Source organism: Lysobacter sp. ESA13C (genome assembly GCF_019970005.1).
Taxonomy (GTDB): Bacteria; Pseudomonadota; Gammaproteobacteria; order Xanthomonadales; family Xanthomonadaceae; genus Lysobacter; species Lysobacter antibioticus_B.
Genome location: NZ_JAHXYK010000053.1, coordinates 1 through 255 on the forward strand (window position 1 = coordinate 1; position 255 = coordinate 255).

The window sequence follows — 255 nt, forward strand, 5'->3', positions numbered from 1 at the left end:
GCGTCAGTTCCGCATCCAGCTCGCAGCGCACGAAGCCGCCCGCATAGTCCTGCTGCGCAGGACGCGGTCGGTCGCTCGGCACCTCCAGCAGCCCCGGCGCTCCCGCCAGCGCCTCTTTCCAGTACGCTCCCTGCGCCTGCAACACCTCGCCCGACACCCAGCGTCGCTGCCACGCCGCGTAGTCCGCGTACTGGAGCGACAGCGCAGGCAACGGGTCGGCTTCCCCACGACTGTACGCGCCATACAACGCGCTCA

General features: G+C 70.2%; 1 protein-coding gene. It reads right to left on the reverse strand.

The window, feature by feature from the left end; all coding sequences use genetic code 11:
* Positions 1–255: condensation domain-containing protein (locus tag LC490_RS24305; RefSeq protein WP_223621914.1), on the reverse strand; the 255-nt coding region annotated here is incomplete at both ends.